Source organism: archaeon CG10_big_fil_rev_8_21_14_0_10_43_11 (assembly GCA_002763265.1).
Classification (GTDB): Archaea; Nanobdellota; Nanobdellia; order PEZQ01; family PEZQ01; genus PEZQ01.
This window is the reverse complement of the sequence record PEZQ01000008.1, coordinates 63,543-82,427: the sequence shown is the minus strand read 5'-3', so window position 1 is coordinate 82,427 and position 18,885 is coordinate 63,543. Positions and strand designations below refer to the sequence as shown.

General features: G+C 43.6%; 21 protein-coding genes and 3 tRNA genes. 16 read left to right on the top strand and 8 right to left on the bottom strand.

The window, feature by feature from the left end:
* Window positions 1–138 precede the first annotated feature (138 nt).
* Window positions 139–522, bottom strand: coding sequence for a hypothetical protein (locus COT72_04715; protein ID PIN99860.1), 384 nt, complete (start codon window positions 520–522; stop codon window positions 139–141).
* 118 nt (window positions 523–640) lie between these two features.
* Here COT72_04715 and COT72_04710 point away from each other — a divergent pair, with 118 nt between their 5' ends.
* The 4 genes from COT72_04710 to COT72_04695 are packed head-to-tail and all read left to right on the top strand — an operon-like array spanning window position 641 to window position 2,988.
* A complete protein-coding gene (locus COT72_04710) occupies window positions 641–1,192 on the top strand; it encodes a hypothetical protein (protein PIN99859.1) in 552 nt (183 codons plus the stop codon).
* 23 nt (window positions 1,193–1,215) lie between these two features.
* Window positions 1,216–1,842, top strand: coding sequence for a hypothetical protein (locus COT72_04705; protein PIN99858.1), 627 nt, complete (start codon window positions 1,216–1,218; stop codon window positions 1,840–1,842).
* 32 nt (window positions 1,843–1,874) lie between these two features.
* Entirely contained in the window at window positions 1,875–2,411 is a 537-nt protein-coding gene (locus COT72_04700) for a hypothetical protein (protein PIN99857.1), read from the top strand.
* 34 nt (window positions 2,412–2,445) lie between these two features.
* Complete coding sequence (locus tag COT72_04695) at window positions 2,446–2,988, top strand: hypothetical protein (protein PIN99856.1); 543 nt, start codon at window positions 2,446–2,448, stop codon at window positions 2,986–2,988.
* Here COT72_04695 and COT72_04690 read toward each other — a convergent pair.
* Window positions 2,985–4,013, bottom strand: coding sequence for an mRNA surveillance protein pelota (locus COT72_04690; protein ID PIN99855.1), 1,029 nt, complete (start codon window positions 4,011–4,013; stop codon window positions 2,985–2,987). The genes COT72_04695 and COT72_04690 overlap by 4 nt on opposite strands.
* Window positions 4,014–4,131: 118 nt before the next feature.
* Here COT72_04690 and glmS point away from each other — a divergent pair, with 118 nt between their 5' ends.
* The 3 genes from glmS (at window position 4,132) to pyrG (ending at window position 8,524) form a co-directional block, all read left to right on the top strand.
* On the top strand, window positions 4,132–5,946 hold the full coding sequence (gene glmS, locus COT72_04685) for a glutamine--fructose-6-phosphate transaminase (isomerizing) (protein ID PIN99854.1): 1,815 nt from the start codon (window positions 4,132–4,134) through the stop codon (window positions 5,944–5,946).
* Window positions 5,947–5,982: 36 nt separating this feature from the next.
* Complete coding sequence (locus COT72_04680) at window positions 5,983–6,762, top strand: hypothetical protein (protein ID PIN99853.1); 780 nt, start codon at window positions 5,983–5,985, stop codon at window positions 6,760–6,762.
* A gap of 61 nt (window positions 6,763–6,823) precedes the next feature.
* On the top strand, window positions 6,824–8,524 hold the full coding sequence (pyrG, locus tag COT72_04675; protein ID PIN99852.1) for a CTP synthetase: 1,701 nt from the start codon (window positions 6,824–6,826) through the stop codon (window positions 8,522–8,524).
* Here the strand turns inward: pyrG and COT72_04670 are convergent.
* Window positions 8,486–9,583, bottom strand: a complete 1,098-nt coding sequence (locus COT72_04670) for a hypothetical protein (protein ID PIN99851.1) — start codon at window positions 9,581–9,583, stop codon at window positions 8,486–8,488. The genes pyrG and COT72_04670 overlap by 39 nt on opposite strands.
* Window positions 9,584–9,668: 85 nt before the next feature.
* Here COT72_04670 and COT72_04665 point away from each other — a divergent pair, with 85 nt between their 5' ends.
* Window positions 9,669–9,989: a hypothetical protein gene (locus tag COT72_04665; protein ID PIN99850.1), complete on the top strand. Its 321-nt coding sequence runs from the start codon at window positions 9,669–9,671 to the stop codon at window positions 9,987–9,989.
* Here the strand turns inward: COT72_04665 and COT72_04660 are convergent.
* A complete protein-coding gene (locus tag COT72_04660) occupies window positions 9,986–10,501 on the bottom strand; it encodes a hypothetical protein (GenBank protein PIN99849.1) in 516 nt (171 codons plus the stop codon). The genes COT72_04665 and COT72_04660 overlap by 4 nt on opposite strands.
* A gap of 93 nt (window positions 10,502–10,594) precedes the next feature.
* On the opposite strand from COT72_04660, the gene COT72_04655 reads away from it, so the two are divergent.
* Window positions 10,595–12,250 carry a hypothetical protein gene (locus COT72_04655; protein PIN99848.1) on the top strand — a complete coding sequence of 552 codons (1,656 nt, stop codon included), beginning with the start codon at window positions 10,595–10,597 and terminating at the stop codon, window positions 12,248–12,250.
* A 21-nt stretch (window positions 12,251–12,271) separates the two neighbouring features.
* Here COT72_04655 and COT72_04650 read toward each other — a convergent pair whose 3' ends face one another.
* Entirely contained in the window at window positions 12,272–12,739 is a 468-nt protein-coding gene (locus COT72_04650) for a hypothetical protein (GenBank protein ID PIN99847.1), read from the bottom strand.
* Window positions 12,740–12,892: 153 nt separating this feature from the next.
* Window positions 12,893–12,967 (bottom strand) — tRNA-Glu (locus COT72_04645).
* A gap of 92 nt (window positions 12,968–13,059) precedes the next feature.
* On the opposite strand from COT72_04645, the gene COT72_04640 reads away from it, so the two are divergent.
* Window positions 13,060–13,905: an NAD(P)H-hydrate dehydratase gene (locus COT72_04640; protein ID PIN99846.1), complete on the top strand. Its 846-nt coding sequence runs from the start codon at window positions 13,060–13,062 to the stop codon at window positions 13,903–13,905.
* Here the strand turns inward: COT72_04640 and COT72_04635 are convergent.
* Both COT72_04635 and COT72_04630 read right to left on the bottom strand, forming a co-directional pair.
* Window positions 13,891–14,307 carry a hypothetical protein gene (locus tag COT72_04635; GenBank protein ID PIN99845.1) on the bottom strand — a complete coding sequence of 139 codons (417 nt, stop codon included), beginning with the start codon at window positions 14,305–14,307 and terminating at the stop codon, window positions 13,891–13,893. The genes COT72_04640 and COT72_04635 overlap by 15 nt on opposite strands.
* Window positions 14,308–14,525: 218 nt before the next feature.
* Window positions 14,526–14,609 (bottom strand) — tRNA-Leu (locus COT72_04630).
* A gap of 85 nt (window positions 14,610–14,694) precedes the next feature.
* On the opposite strand from COT72_04630, the gene COT72_04625 reads away from it, so the two are divergent.
* From COT72_04625 to COT72_04600, 6 genes are all read left to right on the top strand, one after another.
* Entirely contained in the window at window positions 14,695–15,078 is a 384-nt protein-coding gene (locus COT72_04625) for a hypothetical protein (protein ID PIN99844.1), read from the top strand.
* A 44-nt stretch (window positions 15,079–15,122) separates the two neighbouring features.
* Window positions 15,123–16,163, top strand: coding sequence for a hypothetical protein (locus tag COT72_04620; protein PIN99843.1), 1,041 nt, complete (start codon window positions 15,123–15,125; stop codon window positions 16,161–16,163).
* A 53-nt stretch (window positions 16,164–16,216) separates the two neighbouring features.
* Window positions 16,217–16,290, top strand: a tRNA-Thr gene (locus COT72_04615).
* A gap of 121 nt (window positions 16,291–16,411) precedes the next feature.
* Window positions 16,412–16,786: a hypothetical protein gene (locus COT72_04610; GenBank protein ID PIN99842.1), complete on the top strand. Its 375-nt coding sequence runs from the start codon at window positions 16,412–16,414 to the stop codon at window positions 16,784–16,786.
* Window positions 16,787–16,858: 72 nt separating this feature from the next.
* Window positions 16,859–17,413: a hypothetical protein gene (locus COT72_04605; protein PIN99841.1), complete on the top strand. Its 555-nt coding sequence runs from the start codon at window positions 16,859–16,861 to the stop codon at window positions 17,411–17,413.
* Window positions 17,414–17,463: 50 nt separating this feature from the next.
* Window positions 17,464–18,870, top strand: a complete 1,407-nt coding sequence (locus COT72_04600) for a hypothetical protein (GenBank protein PIN99840.1) — start codon at window positions 17,464–17,466, stop codon at window positions 18,868–18,870.
* The last annotated feature ends 15 nt before the right edge of the window (window positions 18,871–18,885 follow it).

Here is an 18,885-nt window from a genome sequence, read left to right as displayed (position 1 = left end):
GCTCATCCTGTTTGGTGCAGTCTATGGCATTAATCTTGACCGGTTCAAGCACATGCGCGAATCAAAAAAGAAATGGATGCGGCTTGCCATGGGCGTGTTGCTCGTGTTGCTTGGCATTGCTATGCTTGCAGGAGTGTTCTAACAATACGCGCGAATAAACTCGTTAAGCTTGAAAACAGGAACAACCCAAACGCTGTGCGCGCAAACAATATCTTCATCAAGCAGGGTAACCATAAGCGGTGTTGCACCAATGCGTTTTGCGCGCTCATCATGCTTTTTTGCTGCGCGCATAATCTGTGACCTGCTGCGCTTCTGCCAGCGTTTACACTCAATAGCAAGCGTTCTTCCATAGCGTGTTGCAAGCACGTCATACTGGCGCTTGGTATCATCAAACCGTTTGACAACGCTCACGCGCACGTTAAAATCATGTGATTCAAACACGCTTCCAACCAGTTCTTCAAAGCTCTGCCATGAACTTGTGGCAACAAATGACTCGAATTCAGACACAGTTTTAAATCGCATAACTCCTCAGTAAATAGGCATAAAGGGTGCACGCGGTCTTTTTTTAAGTCAGATTCTAAACCCCTTGTCCGCTGTTGTGCGTTAGTTTTATACGTGTGCAGCTCCTTTATAGAAAGGTATGGTGGTTATTGTTATTTCAGGGGATGTTGGAGCAGGAAGCACAACTGTTGCGCGCGCATTAGCAAAGCGTCTTGGTCTTGACCATTTTAGTCCCGGCGCGTACGTGAAATCACAGTCAAATGCGAAAACAGAAACTGACAAGGCACTTGACGTGCTCAAAAGTGAGCAGGGCATGCGTAAATCATTTCACGCGCGTGTTGATGAGTTGCAGATTCAAAAAGCAAAGCGTGGAAATATAGTAATTGATGGCAAGCTCAGTTTCTATTTCCTCCACGGCCTTGCAGACTATCGTATCTGGCTTGCGTGCTCAAAACAAACACGCGTGTTGCGAACCATACAACGGGACGGTCTGACCCCTGATGAAGCAGAGCGAAAGCTCGCGCTTCGCGAGCGCATTGATGCATTTAATTTTGAAAAAATGTATGGCATCAAACTCTCAAAACTCAAAGAAGAAGCTGACACGAGTATTGACGTGTCCGCGCTTGAAACAGATATGATTGTAGATAAAATTATGGCGTTTATTCGTTCTAGAGACTCAAAAAATACATAAGCATCTCACGTGTTGCTCATACAATGGGAGTGATTGTTGTTTCTGGAAAGCCCGGGGCAGGCTCGAGCACGCTTGCTAAAAGCTTGGCAGAACTGCTTGGCTACACTTACGTGAGCCCGGGTCAAATCTTTAAAGGGCTTGGCAATGGCAGTCTTCAGACCAGTGAGTACTATCCTGTTTTTGCGCGTGTTGCGTCTTTGCACGGGTTTAACATTCCAAAGAAAAAAAAGAACGGCGCTTCAGAGGCTGATGCTGTGCATGATGTGTGGGAATCGGGACTCGGGCAGAGCCCGCTTTTGCACACAATTATTGACCAAACCCAAGAATACCTTGCAAAACAAGGCAATGCCGTGTTTGACGGGAAACTTAGCATCCGCATGCTTGGCCAATACGCAAAGATGAGCGTATGGCTTGATGCATCAGATGAGACACGCATCTATCGCACAGTCAAGCGCGATGGGGTTTCAGTTGAAAAAGCACAAGACATTATTTTTGGTCGGGAGAAAAAAGAGCGTGAGACATGGAAAAGACAGTACGGATTTGATTATTTTGATTTAGCAAAAGAAGCAAACGTGTATATTAAGACTGATACCCTGCTTCCATCAGACGTATTTTACTACGCGTGCACTGTGCTCCCTCAACATTTATAAACGAGCATATTGATTGTTCTCAATGAAGCAGTATGAAATGCGGACAATGTGAAAAAGACATGAAACATGAGTGGGCATTTTGTCCATCTTGTGGTAATAAAGCTGCAAGCGTTTCGCCTATGTTTAATGGTTTTTTTAAAGTGTTAAATGACGTTTTCAAACAATTTCGAAATGAAGGGATTCTTGAAGACGAGCCCCACCAGTCGTTTACCATTAATATTAGTGATATTGACGGCACGCCAAATGTGCATATCAAAAATCTTTCAAAACAGGACGTGAAACAACCAGCAAATCTCACTACAAGCGCGTCTTCGCTTCGCGCGCCAAAAAAACAGATTGAAGAGCCAAAAACTACGGTTCGCGAAGATGGTGATTCATTGTTTGTTGAAGTGGTGATTCCTGAAGTAAAAAGCATGGCTGATGTTGAAATCATGAATTTTCCTGAAAGCGTTGAAGTTCGCGCGCATTGCGCTTCAAAAACGTATCACACACTCATCCAAACGGGCAGGACGCGCACGGTGTTTCGAAAAGAATTTGAGGCAGGAACCCTCTATCTTGAATTAACCTAAACGTTAATATGCGCGCTTCTTCTTTATGTATACTATGCAACGCCATCACGCGCTTGGCCTTATTTTCATATTTTTTGTAGCCCTTTTCATAACGCAGGGAAGCGCACAAGTTGAGCAAGATACGATTATTGAAGAAGAGCTTCCTGCACAAGAGAATGAAACTGTTGAGGAAGTAATTGAACAAGTTGAAGACCTTCTCGTGCTCCCGCTTGCATTTGTAAATGATTCTCAAAACAATTGGTATTTGGTGAATGTTTCAAATAATTTGCTTGAAGCAAAATTTTCAGAAGACAACCAATCTCTTATTATTGAATACCCGGCAAATAGTGATAAGCTCAATATCGCGTTTGATGATGAGTGGGTCGTGCTTGAGGACGGACAAACCCTGGTCACTCCTTCTGACGTGCACATTGTCAAAAATCAGGACAACATCACCATTACATATCCGCTTAGCGCGATTCAAAGAGAAGCGGGAATAATGATTCCCTGGTTTGTGTGGATTGCAATACTATTGCTTGGGCTCGCTCTTGTGGGTATTGCACTGTTTGCTATTTACTGGTCAAAATATCAGTATTAGAATCGTGTGAGCGCTCCAATTCCGCCAAAGCGCAAAAACTCTTCGCCACGCTCGTGTTGTGCGCTGATAAGTTCAATGCTGCCCGCGCCCTCTTCTACGCGTTCAATAAGTTCTTGCACACGCGCGTCACGAACGCGCGCGTCACTTACCAGCAGGGTCTCCACCCCTCCTTTTTTTGCTTTTTCATGCACTGCTTCAAGACCATATGATACTTTTTTTGAGTTTTTCTGAATCTTTTCAAAAAATATCATGACAAGCGTGCTTTCTTTACTTATCTCATCATCTTTGATAACCTGTGCAACTTCTCCGCGTGCAATAAGCTCGTGGAGTCCGCGCGTTGTGTTTGTTGAGACTTTTGCAAAGCGAACGCGCGGTTTCAAATCTTTTGATATGAGATTTTTGAGCGCATCAGAAACAAATCCGACCGCGCCGATAATGGCAATCTCTGCTTTTGAATTCTCAAGGTGCACGCGTATTTTTTCAAGAAATTCTCTAAGAAAGAGCTCTCTGTTTTTTTCAGCGTCTTTAAGGTCTTTTCGACCCATGCTTTTTTCAAAACTTCCTACTGGTTTTATCTTGTTTCGTGTGAGCATGCCAAAGTGGGCTTCGCCATAGTCAAGCACGGCAAGCAAAATTAGTTTGTGTTTTGTTTTTGCTGCGGCTTTTTCAAGCAATTTCTTATCAACTGCTGAGAATTTTTTTAAAACAGTTACTATACTTGCTTCGCCAAGTTCAAGCGAGTGATAACTGCCAAGGGCAACGTCTTCATCGCTGCTTTGCACAATTTTTCCGTTCACGCGAAGCGCGAGCGGTTCATCTTTGAACTCAATTTTTTCAATACGCAACGTGAGGGTTACGTGTTTTCGCACTGCTTCTTCTTTTGCACCTTTTTTGACTTTGCGCGTGGTCGAGCCGGTGATGAGGTCGCCTGTTTCAAGCACGCGTTGGAGAAAGTATACATCATCATTTGTTTCAACAGCAAGACGGACCGTGTCTTTTTTGTAGTCAGCGCGAATAATTCTCATACCTGATGGTATTGTACATGCCGGTTCTTTAAAAAACTCGTTGTGCGCGCGTCATGTTTTAAATGTTGTGAACGTTTTGTGCCACGTCTTTTTAAATACTCCTTGAATGGTTTTGTGAATGCGCACGCACGTGCGTAACGGTATTGGTGTAACTATGTGTGGAATCTTTGGGTTTGTAGGAAAACGTGATGGCGTTCAAACCGTTATTAATGGGTTAAAAGCACTTGAGTATCGGGGTTACGATTCGTGCGGTATTGCTGTTGTTTCAAATCCGACAGTCAACGTGAAAAAAGCAGCAGGAAGAATTGACGTCGTTTCAAAACGCCTTGATTTTGAATCGCTTTCAGGAAACACAGTAATCTCTCATACGCGCTGGGCAACGCATGGTGGCGTAACTGATGAAAATGCGCACCCGCACGTGTCTAAAGAAGGACGCGTTGCTATTGTGCATAATGGTATTATTGATAACTACATTTCTCTTAAAAACCTGCTCCTTGCAAAAGGATACGTGTTCAAAAGCGAAACTGATTCTGAGATTGTTACTCATCTTATTGAGGATTACCTGCATCAGGGAAACTCATTTGAGGACGCGTTTTTTAAAACAATTAATCATCTCAAAGGTTCGTATGCTATTCTTGCCGTATCCTCAGACAATCCTGATACCCTGTTAGCAGTTAAGCGCGAGAGCCCTCTTGTTATTGGTGTTGGACCTGATGAGTATTATATTGCGTCTGATACACTGCCTTTTTTGAAGCATACGAAAAACGTGTATTTTATGGATGAAGATGAGGCTGCAAAAATCACTTCGCAGTCAGTGGAATTTTTTGATGCAAAAACAAGACATCCGCTCAAAAAATCAGTGTCTCGAGTTGAGTGGGATGCAGAACAGGCAAGCAAAGAAGGATATCCTCATTTTTTGATTAAAGAGATTAATGAACAACCCCAAACGTTTCGTAAAGCCTTGATGCAGGATAAAAAGAAACTGCAGAAAGTTGCAAGCCTCATTAATGCCGCTCCTCGCGTCTGCATTGTTGCTGCGGGAACGTCACGCTATGCGGCAATTGTTGGTCGCTATGCTGTTTCTGAAATTTCAGGAAAATATTGTGATGTATACATGGCCTCAGAATTCCAATACTTTGTTGACAAAATCGGCAAAGACGCGCTTGTTATTGCCGTATCCCAAAGCGGAGAGACTGCTGACGTGTTAAACCCGGTTCGCAAAGCAAAAAAGAACGGGTGTAACGTGGTGAGTCTTGTTAACGTGGTGGGTTCATCTCTTGATACGTTAAGCGATGTGTCACTCTACCTTAATTGTGGTCCTGAAGTGAGTGTTGCCTCAACAAAAGCGTTTACTGCACAGGTAACGGTGATGTACATGATTGCCTACACGCTTGCGTATACACTGGATGAGAACATTCCGCACCTTGAAGCACTTGCAGATAAAATTCATCAAGTTATTGTAGATAACGAGCCAAAAATCAAAGAACTTGCAAAACGCTTGAGCAAATCATCTGATATTTATTATCTTGCCCGCGCAATCAATTTTGCGGTTGCAAGCGAGGGCGCGCTTAAAATGAAAGAAATTAGCTATATTCACGCTGAAGGCATGCCCGCAGGAGAGCTTAAGCATGGCACGCTTGCGCTCATTTCAAAAGACGTGCCGGTAGTGTGCATTGCCCCTCATGACTACACCTATGAAGAAACAGTAAACAACGTGCATGAAGTCAAGGCGCGCGGAGGCTTTACTATTGGCATTACTGATTATGCAAATGGTGTGTTTGACGTGAACCTGGTTATTCCAAAAGTTGATTCGCTTCACTACCCTCTTCTTGCAAACATTCCCTGCCAGCTTCTTGCCTACTACACGGCGCTTGCGTGCGGCAGAGACATTGACAAACCACGAAATTTAGCAAAGAGCGTTACCGTAACATAGAAACCCTTTTTAAGAGATTAGTAATGTTTGCTCTCCATGATAGTTAATCGCGCAAAAAAGCGTCCGCACATGTTTATTTTTGACGCGCACCCCACGCTCGCATACCTGGTGCGCAGCCTCTACAACGCTCAGACAGACACGCTCTCTCAGCACGTGTCAGAACACAATCGTGGCGGGCTCGTGTATGACAATATTCTTGGAAGAATTACCGGCTCGTATTTGACGTTTGAATTTGGTAATGGCGCGCGTCTTTCTATTCCTTCAGGCGTGCCTATTGCAGAACGAACTAGTGGTCAGTGCACAGGAGCTCGAAATGACGCGCTCGCGTATTTCTCAAAGCTTGCAAAACAAACCAGCAAAGGCGTTATTGTTGATGAATTGCACCCAAGCCTGTACAAAAACATGTTTGACAACACAAACTATCTTGTCTTAAACGTGGACAAAACAGGCAATCCGGTTAATGACGGTTCACTCCTTGCAAGCATGGCAATTGATTTTCCACGACTCGTGTTCATGTCCAGTTCTCGCTGCGATGTTGCAGGTCTTCTTGCACAAAAGCACGTGCCCTTACAGTTCTGGTTTTTGAAATCGCCCGACCTCTCACAAAACAATCTTGACGCGCAATACGCAAACGTGCTTGAGAGTTACAAAACCATGCTTCACGATTTTACGGGCAGAAGCGTTCCAGAATCCGATGCAGTGTATGGCGTGTACAAAACGAACTATGATGAGTTAGTGCACTACGTGTTTAAAGACCATCTCGCAGTTCTGCTTGAACAAAACTCTGACCCGGTTAATGACATGACCATGACCTAGGTGTGCTCAATACATTTTAGATTTCAAAGAAAAAATGATGGTGCATAACGTTGGCTGATGGATGTTCATACTATGGTCACGCGACCGTAACATTAATAGACTCTTTTTTGCTTCGTATCTTGTGCCAAGAAAGTATGTTATTATCACTGGCGGTGTCATTTCCGGTCTTGGAAAAGGCATTTTGTCTGCAAGCATTGCCCGTCTGCTCAAAAGCAGAGGGTTTAACGTTACGGCGGTTAAAATTGACCCCTACGTGAATGTGGATGCAGGAACCCTGCGGCCAACAGAGCATGGTGAAGTATGGGTGACTGATGATGGCGGTGAAATTGACCAAGACCTTGGCCATTACGAGCGATTCTTAAACATTTCCCTGCCAAAAAAGAATAATCTTACTACCGGTCAAATTTATCAGCAAGTTATTGATAACGAGCGTTTGGGAAAGTACTTGGGAAAAACTGTTGAAATCATTCCTCATATTACTGATGAGATAAAACGCCGCATTCGTGCAGTTGGCGATGAGAACACGGATTTCGTGATTGTAGAAATTGGCGGAACAGTTGGAGACTATCAAAACGTGCCCTTTCTTGAAGCAGTTAGGCAAATGCGTTTTGAAGATGAGGAACACGTAGTTTTTGTGCACTTAGTGTTTGTTCCCGTGCCAAGCCATCTTGGCGAAGCAAAAACAAAACCCGCCCAGCACAGCACGCGTGAGCTCATGGGCATGGGCATTCATCCTGATTTTGTGGTGTGTCGCACCCCTTCTCACTTGGATCAGGCGCGCCGGGACAAGATTGCGCTCTTTTGCAATGTAAAGCCACAGCATATTATTTCAGCTCCTGACGTTGGCACGATTTATGAAGTTCCGCTTCTCTTAGAAGCCCAGCAATTTTCAACAAAAATATTGAATGTGCTTGACACGCCGCCGCTCAAAAGCAACATGCACGAATGGGCGCGCGTGGTAAATGCAATCAAGAGCGCGAACAAGGAAATCGTGATTGGCATGGTTGGTAAGTACGTGAACACTGGTGATTTTACGCTTGCAGATTCATACGTATCAGTAAACGAAGCATTGCACCATGCAGGCGCGCACCACAATGTTCGCGTGCGCATCAACTGGATTGACGCGTCAAGCATTGATAGAGAGGGCGTGTTTGACGGTGTTGATGGTATTCTTGTTCCTGGCGGTTTTGGTTCAAGCGGGGTTGAAGGAAAAATTAAGGCAATACAGTACGCGCGCGAGCATGAGATTCCTTTTTTGGGTTTGTGTTTTGGCCTGCAACTTGCGGTTGTTGAATTTGCCCGAAACGTTGTTGGTCTTGATGCTGACTCAACAGAAACCAATACCCTCACAAAACACCCGGTGATTTGTGTGCTTCCCGACCAAAAAAACGTGCTTGCACAAAGCAGGTATGGGGCGAGCATGCGCCTTGGCGCGTATCCCGCGGTATTAGCAAAAGATTCTCGCGTTTCGCGCATGTACGGCTCAGGTGAGGTTTCGCATCGCCACCGCCACCGCTACGAAGTTAACCCCGCATACCACAAACAACTCAGTGAGGCAGGTCTTGTGTTTTCAGGCCGGTCACCTGATGGACTGCTTGTTGAATTTATTGAACTTCCTAATCATCCTTTCTTTGTTGGAACCCAGGCGCATCCTGAATTCTCGTCGCGCTTTGAAGCACCCGAGCCGTTGTTTAGCGCGTTTGTTGCAGCATGCGCAAAAGAGTTAGAACAGGTGGAGCGCTTGCCACACAACGCCAAGTGAGAGCACACCAATAAGTACGTACACAAGAGCGCTTCCGCCCGGCACCACGAATTCCGGTTTTCGATTCCCGCGTTTTCGTGAGCGAAGCACCATCCAGCATACAAGAATGCCTACAATGCCTGCAGTAAAGCTTCCTACAATGCCAAGCACGTTGATGAAGTCAGGTCGTGCAACAAAAAAGAAAAGATATGCAGGAACAATGGCAAAAAGCCAGGCTTTGGTTTTTTTAACTTCCAAGTCAGTGACAAACATGTCTTTGAGCACAAGACCAATTGCAAGAAATGAAGTGATAAGCATGCTCATCACGAGAAATCCGCCAATGTAGAGCAGCGAGCCGCTAAGCGAGTTTGTTGCAATTTCTGCAACATCAAATCCGTACACGCCAACAAACACGTACGCAAACAAAGCGTTAATAAGCATGATAACAAGAAACGCATTAAACACAACTGAAACGAGTTCTTCTTTTTTCTTTAATTCTCGAATCACTTCAGGAATAATGGTAAAACCCATCACTGAAAACAGGATGACACCATATGCTGAGAATGGTGCGCTTCCTATCACGCTGAAATTCATGTAATCAACCTGTGAGAAGAGGGAAAGGGCAATAATGCCAATAAGTATGAGCATAACAATGGTTAGCCCGGTCTCGATGTCAGCGAGCATGTGTAAGCGCATTAAAAGCAAAAGCGATAGTGCCGCAAAGGTGAGGAGTGTTGCAAGTAATCCCCAAGGACCAAACAAGGTGATAAGAATGTTTTTGATACCAACAAGGTACGCAACAAGCGCGCCGTACTGTCCAAGCATGAAGGTGATAAACATAAGTTTTTCAAAGCGCGCGCCAAGATAGTGTTTTGCAAGTTCAACGAGTTGGTGTTTTCCTTTGGTTCGCAGCACAATTTCACCAACAAAAAGGTTGAGCACAATCATAAGTGAGCCTATCAAAAAGATTTGCACAAACCCATTCCAGAATCCGGCACGCACAACAACATAAGGGATGCCAAGCACGCCTGCCCCAACAACAAGCGCAATAATTGTGCCAACCGCACTCCACTTGCCCATACGTGTGCATTACACGGTTAGAAATATTAAGGGTTGTGCTCTATGCTAAAAATCCTTAAAATTCTCAACAGGCATAACATGAGGTATGCGCAAGATTAATTTGTTTGATTGGGGAGAAGAAATACTCTTTGCTAATGAGGAGTGGTTTGTTGGCAAAATTCTTGAATTACAAGGTGAAGTGAGCAAAACCGCGTCAAGCGATTGTGTGCTCTACGTGTTGCAGGGTGTGATGCGCGTCATATTTGGAGAAAGTACTTACGAGTTTGCAAAAGGAAAAACCCTTTTTATCAAGGAGGGGACAAACTATGTGCTTTCAAACCCGCATGATTCGCCTGCTGAAGTGCTAGAAATTATTCGCCAAGACAAATCAGTTAAGGAAAATTTTAGTGAAGGAAGCAAATTCTAAGAACGCCGCGTGCGATACAGCCATACCACGAGAAGCGCGCTCGCACTCAAAAGAATAATAACGGCAATGCTTATGCTTGAAAAAACAGGAGTGCTTGTTGCAGCAATGGTTTGGAGCGCGGAATCTGCGGATTCAGCTGTTGCGCGCGAAAAAAGCGCGGTCCCGTGTGGTGCTTGCTGCAAAAGATAGTCTTTTGCAATATTAAGCATGATAAAAGCGTACATAATAAAAAATGCTGCTTTTATTTCTCCATCTTTGAGAATGGCACGAAGAAATGTGCGAACACGCCCCACCCATTCTTTTTTGTACGCATCATTTACATAGCACACAGTCACGTCTTTTCCGTTCTTGTCACGTTTTTTAATGCTGATAAGCCCCTTAGCACTCATTTCAGTTATGACCTTGTGCGTGTACGAATAGTAATTGCCTGTTTTTTTTGCAAGTTCGCTAATAGAAAGACCGGGTGTTTCAATCAATGCTTTGGTAAGTTCATCTTTGAGCTTGAGGTCCATATCTATACTCCCTATTTTTTTTTGTATTAAAGATTGTTATATCAACAAAAGTGTATGTACATTTTATAAAGTAATAACACGTGTTATTTTACTATGAGAATACTGAGTTTTGTGTTACTTGCACTAATGGTGGTTGGCGTTGGCTTTGGGCAAACCTCTCAAGGAACAAGTAGTGTTGCCGTATCAGAACCGGCTCTTGCAATCAGCATAGCAGATGACGTGCGTGACACTCAGTGCAACGTGTCAGAAGGCTTTGTGGACGCTATTTTGCCAAGTATTCTTGAAGAAATGCGCTTGTCAGGGTACGCGTACACAAACGTGTCTGATACAAACTGCTATCAGTGGAGTGACTACAAGAGCGTGAACTTTAATATTGTTGTCAAAAACGCGTCATCTGATATTACTGGCAAAGTGCTTGGCGTATCATTTTACGTAAATGACGTGCAAGACTATGATGTTGTGTTCACGCCAAATGAGAGCAAACAACTTGGTTGGAATCTCAAACGCAGGTATGCTGACCACCTCATAAATGGTACGATTGAAGAATTTTATGTGCAGGCACAACCGCTTTACAATTCGGATACGCGAGAATATGATTGTGATTCATTGCGCGCATATTATGATGCAATCAGTGCTGAGAAATATTATGAGGATGACTACAATCAGTGTCGTGTTGTGTTTAAAACGTCAAGTAATCAGATAAAATCGCTTGCATCAACACATGTCGCGTACATTTGGTATCTAACAGATACGCTCTCTTTTAGCTTTAGCGGCTATAGTGAGGGAAGCTTTGATTTAGCAACGCTTTTTTCAAGTCTTGATTGTGACTTTGGAAGCACCCAATATTATAATAGCGTAAAAGAGTGTTTTGGCAGTTACGAAGAGAACACGCGCATCTACATTTCAGCACAAAAACAATTTTCAGAAGAGAGCGGAGCGTACGTGAGTGTGTACGGATTTGAGGATGGTGCAGGCAGGATTTCTGTCAACGCGTACGGACAGGATATTTCTCTTTTTGAGAGTGATATTCTTGCTTTTGTACGCGAAGTAACAGGAACGTACTTAGCTCAGGCGTATGAAGTCACACTTGAACAGCAAGGTGATGACCGCTACACGTACATTTCAGGTGAGGCAAAGATTAGTTCATTCAATTTTGACCAATCTAGTGTTGAAGGGCTAAACTTTTACCAAAATCAGATGGATTCATACTATGAAGGTGCGAACGTGAGCATAAGCGTGAGTAAACCTTTTATTCGTGTTTACGTGCCAGAACAACCTGAAGAAGCGCGGTCTGTAGCATCAAGCGAAGAGCGCAGCATTTTGCCACCTAGTTATTGGGATCGAAACTTTGTCATAACCCAAGACAGAGTATACTCATCAATAACCCTTGATGAGAACAATCCCGCTAAAGCTCAGGAACAAATCAAGTCATTTATTGACCTTTATCTTGCGACGGGAGAATGGAATTTGACCATGCGTGCTGGTGGCGGTGTGTTTTACCCGCTTTACGCAGAAGAAGGAATTGCGCGAAGTCTTGACCAAGTAAGTGCGGGTTCAGCAGAAACTGCGTCACTTGTAAGCGCAGCTAGTCAGGACTCAAGCGCAACAGACGGAGGCATCAAATCAACGCCTCTTGAGGATTCGTTTGCAAGTCAGTATCCTGAATTTGATGAGCTTGAAGCAGAAGAAGCGCAAAAAAGCCTGTTTGAGAATGTGCTTTCGTTTTTGAGAAACTTGTTTTCAGGTTAATTTTCCCACACATCTTTTTTGTTATTTTTCACGTGCTAAAGATGAGTCAGGTTTTAGAACCATGCCCAACGCATCAAGATGCAAAAACGCGGTACAATCTTGCGTCATGTTTTCTGGTTCAAGTGAGGTGTTGTCCTTGTACACGAGGAGCATATGCTGATACGCATTTTTTTGAGCTATTTTTTTGAAGAACTCAACATGTAATTCAAAAAGTGTGTCCCCATTTAGCACGTCATCAGCGATTCGTTCCAGTCTTTTTGTGAGAAGCGCATACTGTGTTATGTTGCTTGCCTCTTTTTGCGTTCCTCCCTGCTCTTGTTGAAGCACAAACCCTGTTGGATAAAACTGCTGTGATTCTAGGTAGGTTACAATTGATGGAATGGCATTAAGCACTTCAAATCGCTCGCGGCTCTCTAGTAATTCTGAAAAACCAACAAAGTTTGAACCACAATTATCAATCAAGCTGTCAAAGAGGGTGCGCGCGTTCATTATGTTAAAAATCTGGGAGCGTGCGTGTATTTAAGCATTAATAGTGTGGAGCGCGCAGAATCAAGAAAAAGAAAGTGCCCTTGCCTGAATTTCACAACACCTTTTCTTTTGCTAAAAGAAAAGCTGTACCAAAAGAAAAAGAAAGTGAAAAAGTGCCCTCGCCGGGATTTGAACCCGGGTCTCCGGATTGAAAGTCCGGAATCCTTGGCCGAACTAGACGACAAGGGCATCTTTGACACACAACCGTATTAGCATTTAAAAGGTTTTTCTAATGTGTGTGGTTGCAAAGACTTCTTATATATTGGGCTCCTTAGTTTGGTGTGGGAAGCGTATACATAACGCCTCAGGATTTGGTTATTCCTGCGCGCGCAAAGCGAAGCCATAAAGGTGATAATGGGCGTGTGCTTATTGTCGGCGGGTCGCCTGAGTACGTTGGCGCGAGCGCGCTTGCAGGCATTGCAGCACTGCATTCCGGCGCGGACAGTGTTATGATTGCAGCACCGCAAAAAGTTGCGTGGGCAATTAACCTAATCAGCTCTGACCTTATGACGCACAAACTTTCTGGTGCGTATCTTAAAGAATCACACAAGACCGTGATTGCGCGTCTTGCAAAAGATGCGGATGTGCTTTTGTTTGGCAATGGCGCAGGACTTCATGATTCAACACTAAAACTCTTTAAGCATCTTGCATCATTTAACATGCCTAAAGTGGTTGATGCTGATGCGATTAAAGCATTAAGCGCCCAAGAGCTTTCAAACGCGATTGTCACGCCTCACAAGCGCGAGCTTGAACTATTCTTGCAAAACTCAGGTCTTGACCCTGCAACAAAGCCCGAGCACTTGCGTCAATCTCTTCCGTTCTTTTTTGACAAGAATAATGTGCTTCTCGTTAAAGGTTCAACTGATGTTATTATCAGCAAGAAAAACGTGTGGTACAACACAACGGGAAACCCGGGAATGACTAAATCAGGAACTGGTGACGTGCTTGCTGGTTTGTGCGCTGGTTTTTTTGCGCAACTCAAAGATGCGCCGCAAGCAGCAGTGAATGCTGCGTTTATTAGTGGAAGAAGTGGGGATGCATTATTAGACGAGAAGCAATGGTACACCTATCTGGCAAGTGATGTGGCAAAGGAAGTTTCACGCGTTATGATTTCACTCAAGGACTAATTCTAGAACATATTGAGCGAGCACTGTTTCAAGCGTTTTTGGGTCATAATCAATTTCGATTCCTTGTTTAAACGCGTTAAAGTCTTTAATTACTGCGTTGTGCTCGTTGCCTATGCCGCAACCTTGTTCGCGCAAGTTAAGCATGTGTTCATAATCCAATAGACGCGCTAATACTCGTGCTTTTTTGTCACTACTCATGTCCAGATAGCCTTGCACGTGCACGACTTTGGTTAAGTCTGTGGTGAGATGGTAGAACGCGTGTACATCATGGCTTTGATACACCATAGGGTCTGCCACATTATATTGCAAGTAATCGTTTCCAACATCCTCAAATAAATCAGTAAGGCGTGCACGTTTTTCTGTGCGTGTTTTATCTTCGCATTCAAGTCTTGTTGTCCGCATACATTTTTTTAAGAGAGCATGAGGTATTATACTTTTTGGAAGTGTGTCATCTATTGTGCTCTTGACTAAGATACACCCATATTTTGGTGTTTAGCCTAAAAGCACGTGAGGACTGTTAGTTGCACCGCGCCTTTTTTTAGAAAAAGAAGCAGGTACCAAAAAACAGTATTCTTCTTTCTTTTTTTCCAAGGTTTTTTATGTCAAGTAAAAAAAATATGTGCGGGGGAAGGGATTTGAACCCTCGAAGGGACTAACCCACAGGATCTTAAGTCCTGCGCTTTTGACCGCTCAGCCACCCCCGCGTGCATACTTTTATTCGCAATCTGCTTTTAAAAATTACTAAGACAGGGGTAACGTTTAAAATACCTCTGCTTTTTAGGATAGGATATGGCAGTACTCAAACACCCCGCGGATATTAAAGAAGTGGTGTATCACACACAACGACCTCTTTCAAGAAAAGGAGAGACTGATGATTCGGGCTTTGCGCGCGTATGGGTGTTTCGACCTGTTTGTGAAACGTGTGATATGCCAATGAATAAACCAAGCATTCGCGGACGAAAAAAAGCACCATATTTTAAGTGTGAAACGTGCGGCACAACGCTTGACGAAAACGATTTTGAAGCAATAGCAAACATAGAATACGTGTGTCCTTATTGTTCGCATGAAGGGGCAAAACAAGAACACTTTATTCGCACAAAAACATCAAAGAAGTTTACGTTCGCCTGTGATGCGTGCGGGAAAAAGCTGGAAATGTCAAAACTCAAAAAATAAGCGTACCACAAGGTTTTTAAGCGGACTTGCAATCATAAGCCGCGATGTTAAATAAGCATACGCTTGCTGACCTTGTTGAAAAAGAAGAAGCCCTCGTTTGCAGCGATTGCGGTTCTGATAATATCATAAGCGACCCTGACCGTGGCGAAAAAACGTGTTCTGATTGTGGTCTTGTTATTCAAGAACACGCTATCCAAACAGATGTCACTGAATGGCGCGCGTACTCAAAACAAGAAAAACAAGCACGTGCACGAACAGGCGACCCTGCATTCACGCCAAGAAGACTTTCAACAGCTATGGGTTATGATACAAAAGATGCTCAAGGGTATGCGCTTGACTTTATCAAATGGGCTAAATTACGAAACATCAACAATCGTGGCACTCAAAGCACGCGAAGAAATGCTACTCTTGAAAGATATATCCGTCATGCAGTAAGCACGCTTGAACTTCCCGCGCATGTTGCACGAGACGCAATTCAATTCTCGTATCACATTGCTGATAAGGGTCTTTTAAAAGGTCATTCCACTCAGGGCATGGCGCTTGCGAGCTTGTACTTAGTATTGCGTGCAAAACGCATTCCACGCTCCCTTGATGAAATTGCATCAATAACTGAAAACCAGAGCGTATCTAGTCAGTGGGAGTATGATGCATCATGTCAAGAGGTGAGTCGAAAAAAACTTGGAAAAGAATATCGCTTTATTCTCAATTCGCTTAATATTCGCCTGCCCGCACAAAGCCCAAACGAATACTTACCGCGCATGCTTGCTGAACTTGGTCTTGGCCGCTCGTTTCTTCTTGCAAAAGATTTAGTTGAATTACTCAAACGCGCAGGAGCGCAAACAAGCAAAGACCCGCTTGGTATTGCAGCAGGCGTTTCATATGTGGTAAGCATCTTAGACCGTACTAAACGAACACAAAGCTCCATTGGAAAACTCGCGCACCTATCTGAAGTAACGATTCGCAACCGCGTTAAAGACCTCACCAACGCGCTTATTGCCTATAACCAGGGAAACTATCGGGAGTCAGGAGAGTTACAATCACTCAACGAGCGTGGTCTTAGTTCAATTGTTTCAGGTCAGTATTAAGACACTACCAAAACAGTAATAAACGCACTTTTAGTCCTTTCTAGTTGAGCATCGCCTCGGTAGCTCAGTTCGGCGGAGCGCTGCCTTGGTAAGGCAGAGGTCGAGAGTTCAAATCTCTCCCGGGGCTCTTTTTCTTTTTTTTTGGTGCAGCTTTTTTTTCCTAAAAAAGGTGCGGTGGAATCTCTCCCCGGGCGTTTAGGGTACGCAAGCGAAAGTTTAAAGAGCTTTAAAATATATTTTTATTTGGTATGGGAGATAGTTTTGATGAGGAAGTTAATTCTCATTACATGAATGCGCCTCTTGAAAAAGTCACGTTCTTCAAAGACAAATGGGACCAATATCGCGTGGGTTATCTTGTGTCCAATGTTTCAGGTTCGACACTAAGACTAGTAAAAGCAGGTTTTTTGGACGCATGTAAACGCGCATACGTTTCTGAGACAATGGATATCATACGAGAACAAGGCATTGATTGGAAGTATGATTGGGACAAAATGCCTAGTGACATATCCCATGTTGCGTTGCCCAATAACAGTATCGCACTTGAAGTGTACGCTCCAGTTCCTGAAAGTTACGCTCTTGCAAAACAGTACGCATCTGCTCTTGAAAAAGAGTTAGAAACATAAAACACCCGTCTTTGTTTTTAAGCAACTCTTTAATATGCGTGCCTGCATACAAAAGAGGGGGGAAGCGTTTCAATGATTATTCTTGGCATAACCGGCACGATTGGTGCAGGAAAAGACGTTGTTTCACGATATCTCAAAGAAACGTATGGTTTTGTTATGTTTCGCATGGGAGACCTTGCGCGTGATATTGCACGCAAACGGGATGTTGAAGCGACGCGAAAGAATTTGCAGGATATTTATGCAGAATACCGCAAAAAGTACGGAAAAACGTGCTTTATTGATTTAATGGTTGAAAAAATAAAACAATCAGGAGAAGAGCGTATTATTATTGATGGGGTTAGGGGTGAATGGGATGTTGAAGTGCCAAAAAAAGTGTTTGGCAAACAATTTTCGCTTATCTTAGTGGATGCAAAACCAGAAGTCCGTTTTTCACGCTTAAAAAAGCGCAGAAGACCTGGTTTTCCAAAAACTCTTGAAGAATTTAGCCAGCATGAAGCGCGTGAACAACACATTTTTGGCATTGACAAAACATTTGCTCGCGCTGATTTCACGCTTAACAATACTACCACCCTTTTGGAGTTGTATCATAAAGTTGATGCGCTTATGCACTCATTTGGCGTGAAATAGTCTCTGCTTGCAAGAAAATCTTTAATATTGCGCTATGATAGTAAACTCTTGTGAAATATATTATAGGCGCGCTTATCATACTTGCGTCACTTCTTGTTCTTCAAAGCGCAAGCGCGTTCACGCTTAGTGCGTATGATATTAATCGAAGCGTGTATGAAGGACAAAAGCTCAATTACACCGTTGAAATAACAAACGACAAGAATATTACTGATACCGTGTCTTATTTTGATTTAGTAAGTATTTCTTCATTTCGCGTGTCCTACGTGCCCATTTCGCGTGTCCTGCTTGCTGCGGGAGAAACAAAGAACGTGACCATACTCATTAGTTCAACTGACAACACGCCGCTTGCAATTGAAGTTCCGTTTAAAATCTATTTTTCAAGTCTTGTGGACAACAATCAAGAACTTGTTCTTCGCGGCCGCTTTGATAAGCTTCCGTCAGACATTCCAAAGCGACCAGTCATTACAAAGATTGAAATTGCTGAAAGCCTTGACCCGCGAGATGAACAAGCTATTATCGCAACTATATACAACCCGTCAGATAGTCTTGTCGAATCTTTTATCAATTACAGCGTAAAAAAAGATACTGAAATCGTTCTCAATAATAATATTACTACCCTTCTTGAGCCGCTTGCGTTTAGCCAGATTGAGATTCCTGTTGACCTCTTTTATTATCAGGAACCGGGAAACTACACGTTTACTATTCGTGCATATAACCAGAACTATTCGCTTCCAGCAAACTTCAGCGTGTTTCAGGTTGGTGGTTTTTCTGAATTTAACGTATCTGATTTGAGTTCAAGCTCGATTTTTGGAAAAACCATTCGCGTGCGTTTCACTAATGAGGGGACGGCAATTGGAAGCTCAACGCGTGTTGTAAGTCTCACCCCCTTGCAACGTTTACTCAACTACGCGACTGAAGGTGAGGTAACCTACGCGAACGGTGCGCTCACGCTTTACACGTTATTGCTTCCAGGTCAATCAAAAGACGTTGTGTATAAAGTAACGTACATCCCGCTTCTCATAAGTCCTTTTGTCCTGCTTGGGCTTGTTGTCGCGTTCAAACATTTCACACGAAAAATGGATGTTTCTCGCGCAGTCACAGAAACGACCATGACAAACGAGGAGTTCTCGTTTAAGGTTGTGCTTAGGGTCAAAAACGTGTCGCAAGACAAGCTCAAAAACATTCGCGTTCGCGAAAAGCTTTTGCCTTTTGCAAAAACGGTTGGCAGTTATGGCACGCTTCATCCAAAAATGATTAAGGATTCAACAGGTAAGAAATTGTTGTGGGAAATCAATGAGCTTGGTCCGGGTGATGAAGCAGTTATTTCATACCGTATTCGAACGTCTGTTGGTATTCTTGGAAAAATCATTCTGCCCGCAACTTTGATTACGGCAAAATTCAGGGGTAGAACTGCGCGCGCAAAAACCCAACTTTTTGTCATAACTCCAGAAGAGTAAGAATACGTTTTTGTT